This window comes from Thiothrix lacustris DSM 21227, assembly GCF_000621325.1.
Taxonomy (GTDB): Bacteria; Pseudomonadota; Gammaproteobacteria; order Thiotrichales; family Thiotrichaceae; genus Thiothrix; species Thiothrix lacustris.
Map to the genome: position 1 here is coordinate 140742 of NZ_JHYQ01000007.1, position 7790 is coordinate 148531.

Consider the following 7790-nt stretch of genomic DNA (forward strand, 5'->3'; position numbering starts at 1 on the left):
ATGATGCCTGTATGAATAACCCTTCCTACGCTTTCCAAACCTCGCCGCTGCTGACCACCAAGCTGGTGGCGATTGATGCCGTATTAGCGGAAACCCAGCCGTTGCGGGCACAAAAGCCGGATCGCTGGGGAGCCATCCAGCAGAAATTGCGTGCCGAATGGACGTATGACAGTAATGCCATCGAAGGCAGTACCCTGACGCTAGGCGAAACCATTTTCTTTTTGCAGGAAGGTCTGACGATTGAGGGGAAACCGTTCAAGGACTTTCTGGATGCCCGCAACCACGCCGAAGCCATTGATCTGTTGTTCGATGTGATCGCGCAGAAACGCAGCATCAGCCCAGGTTTGATTAAGGAAATTAACGCGCTTTTGCTGGCGGGCGTTCAATCGACGCCTGCGTTGGCTAGTGATGGTCGGCGCGTACAAAAGCCCGCCACCCCGGGGCAGTACAAATCCCAGCCGAATCATGTCTTGCAGCAGGATGGCTCCATCCACCATTACATTGAGCCATTACAGGTTCCGCTGGAAATGCAGCAGTTGTGTGATTGGGTCAATGTTAATCTGGGGCAGCTTCATGCCGTGCTGGTGGCGGGTGTGGCGCATTACAATATGGTGCGGATTCACCCCTTCGATGACGGTAACGGACGCGGGGCGCGGATATTGATGAACCTGATCCTGTTGATGCAGGGTTACACGCCGGTAATTGTGCGCAATGCCAAACGGCGGATTTACCTGCAAACGCTGGCAACCGCCGATGGTGGCGATATAGAGCCGTTTTTACTGTTTATGGCCGATTCCATGCTGGAAACCCAGCAGATGATCGTTGCCGAATTGCGTTAAGACAATCTCACAAACGCACCACTATCCTGCTTGAGGGGGCGGTCGGTGATGGTGTGGTGTCAGCGGGAAATATGCTAAAATGGAGACGTTTCCTGACATGAATGAAGGTCGTGTGATGCTGACTGATGAACAAAAAAGTGTTTACTTTAACGCCACCCGCAATCGCAACTATCGTGCTAGTTTGCGGTTGGAAGGTTTTAAGGTACAGCCAGAGAAAGAGATTGACCTTGATACGCTAACACGCCAGCAACTGTTGCAGCGCATCCAGCAAATCAAGGCGCGGTATGCCGGATAAGTATGGCATAGCCAACGATCCGGCTTGTTATCCCGACAGTTCTGTCTTGATCAATAAGCTGGGTATTCATGATGCGGAAGAACTGGATGAGGTAGAAAAAACCCTTACCGAATCCAGAGCTGCGTTGTTTGAGCCGGATTTCACAGCATTCGATTTGCCAAGTTTGCAAGCTATCCATTATCACTTGTTTCAGGATATTTACGCTTGGGCGGGTGAGTTGCGCACGGTCGATATTAGCAAGGGTAATACGCGTTTTTGCAGTGCGGCCTATATCGAAACGGAAGCGAACAAGCTACTGAAAAAACTGGAAAAAGCACAGTATCTTGTCGGGCTGCCGCAGGCATCTGTGGTTGCGCAGTTGGCAGATTACTGGCAATTAATGCCGGGTATGGTTTGGATTGGTCGTTAGTTGGGCAAGACGAATGGGTTCAGGCGAATATTGCGGGTTATATAGGCGATTTACAGCCCTTGCAGACACTGTTCATGCGCATTATCACCATTATTTAATATCTAACGGAAACTCCCCATGAGCACTCAAGATCTCGTCGCCAAACTCTGGAATCTGTGTAACCTGTTGCGCGATGATGGCGTGACTTACCACGAATACATCAACGAGCTGACCTATCTGGTATTCCTGAAAATGGTGGATGAAACCGGGCAGGAAGAACACATCCCCGCCGGTTTCCGCTGGTCTGATTTGGAAGGCTATAACGCCGCGACCCGTTTGGAGGCGTATAAAAAACTGCTGATCCACCTTGGTTCGCACGGTTCGCTGATTACCAAGGCGATTTACGCGAATGCCAGCACCGTGATCCGCAAGCCTGCCACGCTCAATAAGCTGGTGTCGGAAATCGACAAGCTCGACTGGTACAGCGCCAAGGCGGAAGGGCTGGGCGATATGTACGAGGGGTTGCTGGAGATCAATGCGGGGGAAAAGAAATCCGGCGCGGGGCAATATTTCACCCCACGGGTGTTGATCAATGCGATGGTCGAGCTGATGAAGCCGCAGCTTGCCGATGTGATTGTTGACCCGACGGCGGGGACAGGCGGCTTTCTGATCAGTGCGCACCATTACATTATCGAGCATAACGATGTGGCATCGCTGGATGAAATCGCTTACGACAACTACCAGCACAAGACCTTTTTCGGCATGGAACTGGTGCCGGATACCCGCCGTCTGGCGATGATGAATCTGATGCTGCACGATCTGGCGGTGGATGATCAGCACGCGGGTATTTTGTTTGGCGACACCCTTTCCAATGAAGGGCGGGCGTTGCCTGCGGCGAGTTTGATTCTGGCGAATCCGCCGTTTGGCACCAAGCAGGGCGGGGGCGTGCCGACGCGGGATGATTTGGTGCATTACACTTCCAACAAGCAACTGGCGTTTTTGCACCTGATGTATTTGCGGATGCTGAAACCCGGTGGGCGGGCGGCGGTGGTATTGCCGGATAATGTGCTGTTTGAGAGTGGCATGGGGCGCACGATCCGCAGGGATTTGATGGAAAAATGCAACCTGCACACGATTTTGCGGCTGCCGACCGGGATTTTTTACGCGGCGGGGGTGAAAACCAATGTGCTGTTTTTCTCCAAACCGGCGGATGTGCGTCAGGACAAGGGCAATACGCAGAACGTGTGGGTGTACGATTTGCGGGCGAATATGCCGCAATTTGGCAAGCGCACAGTGTTCAGCCCCAGCCATCTGGCGGAGTTTTACCGCGCCGTCGGCGACGATTTGACGGTGGTGGATGAGGCGGCGCGGCAAGCGTTTGTGGCAGGCCACCCTGACGGTGTGGAGGGCTGCCGGATGCGTTGTTTCAGCCGGGAAGCGATTGCCGCCAAAGACGATTCGCTCGATCTGGCGTGGATACGCGACGACAGCACCGAAGACAGCGCCAACCTGCCTGAACCTGATGTGCTGATCAGCGCTGCGTTGGAAGAAATGGCGGGGGCGATGAGCGAATTACAGGCGATTCTGGTGGAGTTGGGGGTGGCTGAAGACAGCTCATTGCAGCCCGTCGCTTGCACTGCTACTCTCGAAGCATGGCAAGTATAGGCAGGAGGTACGCATGGCTCAGGCACTGAAATACGATTTTACCCCGCTGGAAGACTATCTCGCGGGTGAGCGTGATGTGGACATACGCAGCGAATATGTAGACGGGCTAATTTACGCCATGGCAGGGGCAAGCGAAACCCATAACACCATTGCCATGAGTTTTGCCTCCGCCATTGATAACGGCCTGAAAGACGGCTGCCGTGTTTGGCAATCGGATATGAAGGTGGTGATCCAGCATAACGGGCAACGCTTCAGCTATTACCCTGACATTATGGCCGCTTGCGGGGAAAATACCGATGACCCCTATGTTCGCACCAACCCTGTCCTGATTGTGGAAGTCCTCTCTGACAGCACGGAACGTACCGACCTGAAAGAGAAGTTCGACAACTACATCAGCATCCCAAGCCTGCTGGAATATGTGGTGGTGTCGCAGGATGTCCCCTTGGTGCGCTTGTGGCGGCGGCGTACCTCATGGGAGCGGGAAGCATACCGGGCGGGTGAAGTGTTCCGGCTGGAATCCGTGGCGCTGGATGTGCCCGTGGAGCATATTTACCGGCGGGTACGTAAAGAAGTGGGGCTGGATGTCGGGTAAACGAATCTACAATGTTCAGGTAACAGCGTTGTTAACAGGAGGTGTATGCGATGAGTACACAAACGGTTGAAAATATTCTTCATGCAGCAGAGAACTTGAGTTTCAGTGAACAACTGACACTGATTCAGCGTTTGCTGGATGGTTTGCGGAAAACGCCCAAGCCTTTGGTGCACAGGGGGAATTTGTCAGTCCAACAACGCTTGCAACAAGTGTTGGCAACACCCGCACGGCGCAAGCTGAAATCGCTGGAACTGGATACCCGTGGTTTCCGGTTCAATCGGGAAGAAGCCAATGAGCGCTAGGCCGTTTTTTCTCGATACCAATATCCTGATTTATGCGAATACCACCCAGGATGAAGCCAAGAAGGTGGTTGCCCAGCGCTTGGTGACATCAGGAGAGGCGATGAGCAGTGCGCAAACCCTGAATGAATTTTGTAATGTATTGCGCCGTAAATTTCCCGATAAATTTGGCGAGGTTGAGGCGGTTTTGCAGGATATTCAAGCTGATGTGGACATCGTGCCACTCACTGCGGAAATGACAAGGCAAGCCGTTGCCCTCTCCAAACGTTATCTGTTGAGTTTTTATGATAGCTTGATTCTGGCTGCTGCTTCTGAATATGGGTGTAGTGCGGTTTTAAGCGAAGATTTACAGCACGGTTTTAAGCTAGAAACGGGGTTGGTGGTTATCAATCCATTTCTTGAGGCGTGAATGGCGAATGCACGACTGGCAATAACTCCCAAAAATCACAAAGGCAACCGCGTGAACCAACTCTCCCCCAAAGAAACGAAGAACCCCCTCCCCAACCCTGACAAGGGAGTATCGCAAGATTTGAATGTTTCGAAGAAAATCCCCCTCAATCCCCCTTTTTCAAAGGGGGAGGCCGGAGAGCACCTTGAACAATCAAGTGGCCACATTGTCTTGCCCCCCTCCTTTGCAAAAGGAGGGGTTGGGGGAGGATTTTCTTCGAGCAGCCAACTCCCCCCCGGCTGGACAGTTTTGAGTTGTGGTGATGCGTTTGATCAAATCTCAACAACAAAAGCGAAGATTAAAACCAAGGATACTTTATCAGAAGGGTTGTTTCCAGTTGTTGATCAGGGCTTGAATTTCATTGCTGGCTATATAGATGATGAAGATAAGGTTTTAGATGTTGACGAGCCTGTTTGTGTGTTTGGTGATCATACAAGAATAATAAAATGGGTGGATTTTTCATTTGTTCCTGGAGCTGATGGAACAAAAGTACTAACTCCAAAAAAACATATTCACCCTAGATTTTTTTATTATCAATTAAAGAGTTTGAAAATAGTTGATAGAGGTTATTCACGTCATTTCAAATATCTGAAAGAGTCTGTATTTGTACTTGCCCCCCTCCCCGAACAAATCCGCATAGCCAATAAACTCGACAGCATTCTCGCCAAAGTCGACAACGCTCAGGCTCGGCTGGAAAAAATCCCTACCCTGCTGAAACGCTTCCGGCAAGCGGTGTTGGCTGCGGCGACTTCGGGAGAGTTGACGAGGGAGTGGCGGGAGGAAAGAAGTTTAAGTTCGATTAAAAATATTCTTGAGAATTCTCGACTTCAACACTGGAAAAATATTCAGCTTGATGAGTTTGAAAAAAAGAAGATTACTCCAAAAAGTAATGAATGGATGAGTAAGTACAAGCCAATTCGATATGTGGGTAAACTAAAGGGAATTCCTGATGAATGGTTGATAGAGCGCTTGGACTTTATAGCGGATGTAATAGATCCCAACCCAAAACATAGAAATCCTAAATATCATGAGTCTGGTTATCTTTTTATATCTACTGCTCAGTTTTCAGGAGTTGATGACTTTGATTTTTCTACCTGTCGATATGTGGCTGAAGAAACTATATTGGAACAGAAAGAACGATGTCGATTTGATGAGAGAAGCATTGCTTTCTCCAGAAAAGGTACAATTGGCCATACAAGAATTTTAGATGTTGAATTTAAGTTTGCTCTGCTTGACTCATTGTGTGTAATAAATTGTGATGAAAACTTGTCAGAGAAATTCATTAACTATGTCTTGCGAAGCTCAGTTGTTCATGTACAAGTCCTAGAAAAGACTAAGGGTGTGGCTTTAAAACAAATAAGTGTCGGTGGTGTAAGGGAGTTACTCATACCTATTCCTTCATTGGAAGAGCAGGGGGAGATTGTGCGGCGGGTGGAGTCGTTGTTTGCGCTGGCGGATTCGGTGGAGAAGCAGTACAAGGCGGCGAAACAGCGGCTGGATCGCCTAACGCAAGCGGTGTTGGCGAAGGCGTTCCGGGGTGAGCTGGTGCCGCAAGACCCGGACGATGAACCCGCCGCAGAACTCTTGAAGCGCATTCAGGCACAACGCACACAACAGCAAACGGGAAAGAAGCGCCATGCTGCAAGCTAATCAGTATCAGCAACTCATCACCAGCATCACCGCGAGTCTGGAACAAGGCCGCCGCCAAGCTGTTCAACGGGTCAACAGTGTTCTGGTGCAAACCTATTGGCACATCGGCAAACACATCGTCGAGTTTGAGCAGCAAGGGAATGAAAAAGCCGAGTACGGTTACAAGGTGCTCAAGCAAATGGATAAAATACGGGCAAAACCCAAAGACCCGTATGTCTTCGAGTTCCTTGATCTACCGGAGCGTAACTACCACGAATCCGAACTGGAAAACAGCCTGATCGAAAAGCTGGAACATTTCCTGCTGGAACTGGGCAAAGGTTTTGCCTTCATCGGTCAGCAGTATCGCATTACGCTGGACAACACACACTTCTACGTTGATCTGGTGTTCTACCACCGCATCCTCAAATGCTTCGTGCTGATCGACCTGAAAACCCGCAAGGTCAAACATCACGACATCGGGCAAATGAACATGTACCTCAACTATTTCAAGGCAGAGGAAAACGTGGCGGATGACAACGACCCCATTGGCATCGTCCTCGCCACTGACAAGGATGAAATCATGGTGGAGTACGCGACAGGTTCCATTTCCAATCAGTTGTTTGTCTCCAAATACCAGCTTTACTTGCCGGATGTGGATCTGTTGCGGACGCAATTGCAGCACTTGTTGGACGAGCAGGAACAGCAAGCATGACCACAGAACTCGACCGCTACGACTGGCACATCCTCCGCACCCTGCAAAACAACGGCAACATCAGCAATCAGGACTTGGCTGACCGCATCGGCCTTTCCCCCTCGCCCTGCCTGCGCCGGGTGCGCATACTGGAGGAGGCCGGTTTCATCACCGGCTACCGAGCCTTGCTGGATGCGAAAAAGCTCGGCCTGTCGCTGATGGCCTTGATCCACATCTCGATGGATCAGCACACCCCCGAACGTTTCAACACCTTTGAAGCGCGTATCGCCGACATTCCCGAAGTGCTCGAATGCCTGCTGATCACCGGGCAGTCCGCCGATTACCAGCTCAAAGTGGTGGTCAAGGATATGGATGCGTTTCAGGAATTGCTGCTCAACCGCATCACGCGGATACCGGGTGTGAGTGGGGTGCATTCCAGCTTTGTGCTGCGCCGGGTGGTGGATAAGACCGCCTTGCCGCTATAGCTGGTTAGTAGCACCGAAAACCGCGATATGGCTTTTCCACCGGGATAACCCTACAATCAAACACATATCCATCACCCCGCAGAGGGCAAAACATGCAAATAACGCTTGAAATACCGGATCACGTCCTGCTGCCACAACAGGATAAAACTAGCCTCGCACAGCTACTCAAGCTGCATACCGCTTTGTTGCTGTTCCAGTCCGGTCAATTATCGCGTGGCGCAGCCTGCGAATTTGCAGGTGTAGACATTTACACCTTCCTTGCCGCCTGCAAGCAGTACCACATCGAAACCATCAGCACCGATATGGATGAAATCGAAGCCGAAGTCATTCGTTTCAAACAGCTTCGCGCCGCATGATTGTCATCAGTCGTGCGCGAGATACCCCTGCCTTTAGGCATGGGGAGGGATAGCGCGTCGGCGACAGCCGACCCTCTTCTCGCTCCTCCGTTTGGTTTGCTAT

General features: G+C 50.9%; 11 protein-coding genes. All 11 read left to right on the top strand.

The window, feature by feature from the left end; translation table 11 throughout:
- Positions 1–11: 11 nt before the first annotated feature.
- The 11 genes from Q394_RS0105130 (at position 12) to Q394_RS0105180 (ending at position 7687) form a co-directional block, all read left to right on the top strand.
- Positions 12–839: a Fic family protein gene (locus Q394_RS0105130; RefSeq protein ID WP_051542835.1), complete on the top strand. Its 828-nt coding sequence runs from the start codon at positions 12–14 to the stop codon at positions 837–839.
- Between the two features lie 97 nt (positions 840–936).
- Positions 937–1134 (top strand): YhfG family protein, encoded by a 198-nt coding sequence (locus tag Q394_RS0105135; RefSeq protein WP_038140543.1) that lies wholly within the window; start codon positions 937–939, stop codon positions 1132–1134.
- Positions 1124–1543, top strand: a complete 420-nt coding sequence (locus Q394_RS19210; protein ID WP_051542838.1) for a Fic/DOC family protein — start codon at positions 1124–1126, stop codon at positions 1541–1543. Before Q394_RS0105135 ends, Q394_RS19210 begins: the two co-directional genes overlap by 11 nt.
- Positions 1544–1660: 117 nt before the next feature.
- Complete coding sequence (locus tag Q394_RS19215) at positions 1661–3187, top strand: class I SAM-dependent DNA methyltransferase (protein ID WP_051542841.1); 1527 nt, start codon at positions 1661–1663, stop codon at positions 3185–3187.
- Between the two features lie 13 nt (positions 3188–3200).
- On the top strand, positions 3201–3779 hold the full coding sequence (locus Q394_RS0105150) for a Uma2 family endonuclease (protein ID WP_038140547.1): 579 nt from the start codon (positions 3201–3203) through the stop codon (positions 3777–3779).
- Between the two features lie 50 nt (positions 3780–3829).
- Positions 3830–4081, top strand: a complete 252-nt coding sequence (locus tag Q394_RS0105155) for a hypothetical protein (RefSeq protein ID WP_028488328.1) — start codon at positions 3830–3832, stop codon at positions 4079–4081.
- Positions 4071–4487, top strand: a complete 417-nt coding sequence (locus Q394_RS0105160; RefSeq protein ID WP_028488329.1) for a PIN domain-containing protein — start codon at positions 4071–4073, stop codon at positions 4485–4487. The genes Q394_RS0105155 and Q394_RS0105160 overlap by 11 nt, the downstream gene beginning before the upstream one ends.
- On the top strand, positions 4488–6176 hold the full coding sequence (locus Q394_RS19220) for a restriction endonuclease subunit S (RefSeq protein WP_051542847.1): 1689 nt from the start codon (positions 4488–4490) through the stop codon (positions 6174–6176).
- Positions 6163–6867: a PDDEXK nuclease domain-containing protein gene (locus tag Q394_RS0105170; protein ID WP_028488330.1), complete on the top strand. Its 705-nt coding sequence runs from the start codon at positions 6163–6165 to the stop codon at positions 6865–6867. The genes Q394_RS19220 and Q394_RS0105170 overlap by 14 nt, the downstream gene beginning before the upstream one ends.
- Positions 6864–7331 carry an Lrp/AsnC family transcriptional regulator gene (locus Q394_RS0105175; RefSeq protein ID WP_028488331.1) on the top strand — a complete coding sequence of 156 codons (468 nt, stop codon included), beginning with the start codon at positions 6864–6866 and terminating at the stop codon, positions 7329–7331. Before Q394_RS0105170 ends, Q394_RS0105175 begins: the two co-directional genes overlap by 4 nt.
- Positions 7332–7423: 92 nt before the next feature.
- Positions 7424–7687, top strand: a complete 264-nt coding sequence (locus Q394_RS0105180) for a UPF0175 family protein (RefSeq protein ID WP_028488332.1) — start codon at positions 7424–7426, stop codon at positions 7685–7687.
- The last annotated feature ends 103 nt before the right edge of the window (positions 7688–7790 follow it).

What these genes read in the sequence shown, in the direction of transcription:
- Q394_RS0105130 (WP_051542835.1), top strand. Translation starts at nt 12, where the DNA reads ATGAATAACCCTTCCTACGCTTTCCAAACCTCGCCGCTGCTGACCACC.
- Q394_RS0105135 (WP_038140543.1), top strand. Translation starts at nt 937, where the DNA reads ATGAATGAAGGTCGTGTGATGCTGACTGATGAACAAAAAAGTGTTTAC.
- Q394_RS19210 (WP_051542838.1), top strand. Translation starts at nt 1,124, where the DNA reads ATGCCGGATAAGTATGGCATAGCCAACGATCCGGCTTGTTATCCCGAC.
- Q394_RS19215 (WP_051542841.1), top strand. Translation starts at nt 1,661, where the DNA reads ATGAGCACTCAAGATCTCGTCGCCAAACTCTGGAATCTGTGTAACCTG.
- Q394_RS0105150 (WP_038140547.1), top strand. Translation starts at nt 3,201, where the DNA reads ATGGCTCAGGCACTGAAATACGATTTTACCCCGCTGGAAGACTATCTC.
- Q394_RS0105155 (WP_028488328.1), top strand. Translation starts at nt 3,830, where the DNA reads ATGAGTACACAAACGGTTGAAAATATTCTTCATGCAGCAGAGAACTTG.
- Q394_RS0105160 (WP_028488329.1), top strand. Translation starts at nt 4,071, where the DNA reads ATGAGCGCTAGGCCGTTTTTTCTCGATACCAATATCCTGATTTATGCG.
- Q394_RS19220 (WP_051542847.1), top strand. Translation starts at nt 4,488, where the DNA reads ATGGCGAATGCACGACTGGCAATAACTCCCAAAAATCACAAAGGCAAC.
- Q394_RS0105170 (WP_028488330.1), top strand. Translation starts at nt 6,163, where the DNA reads ATGCTGCAAGCTAATCAGTATCAGCAACTCATCACCAGCATCACCGCG.
- Q394_RS0105175 (WP_028488331.1), top strand. Translation starts at nt 6,864, where the DNA reads ATGACCACAGAACTCGACCGCTACGACTGGCACATCCTCCGCACCCTG.
- Q394_RS0105180 (WP_028488332.1), top strand. Translation starts at nt 7,424, where the DNA reads ATGCAAATAACGCTTGAAATACCGGATCACGTCCTGCTGCCACAACAG.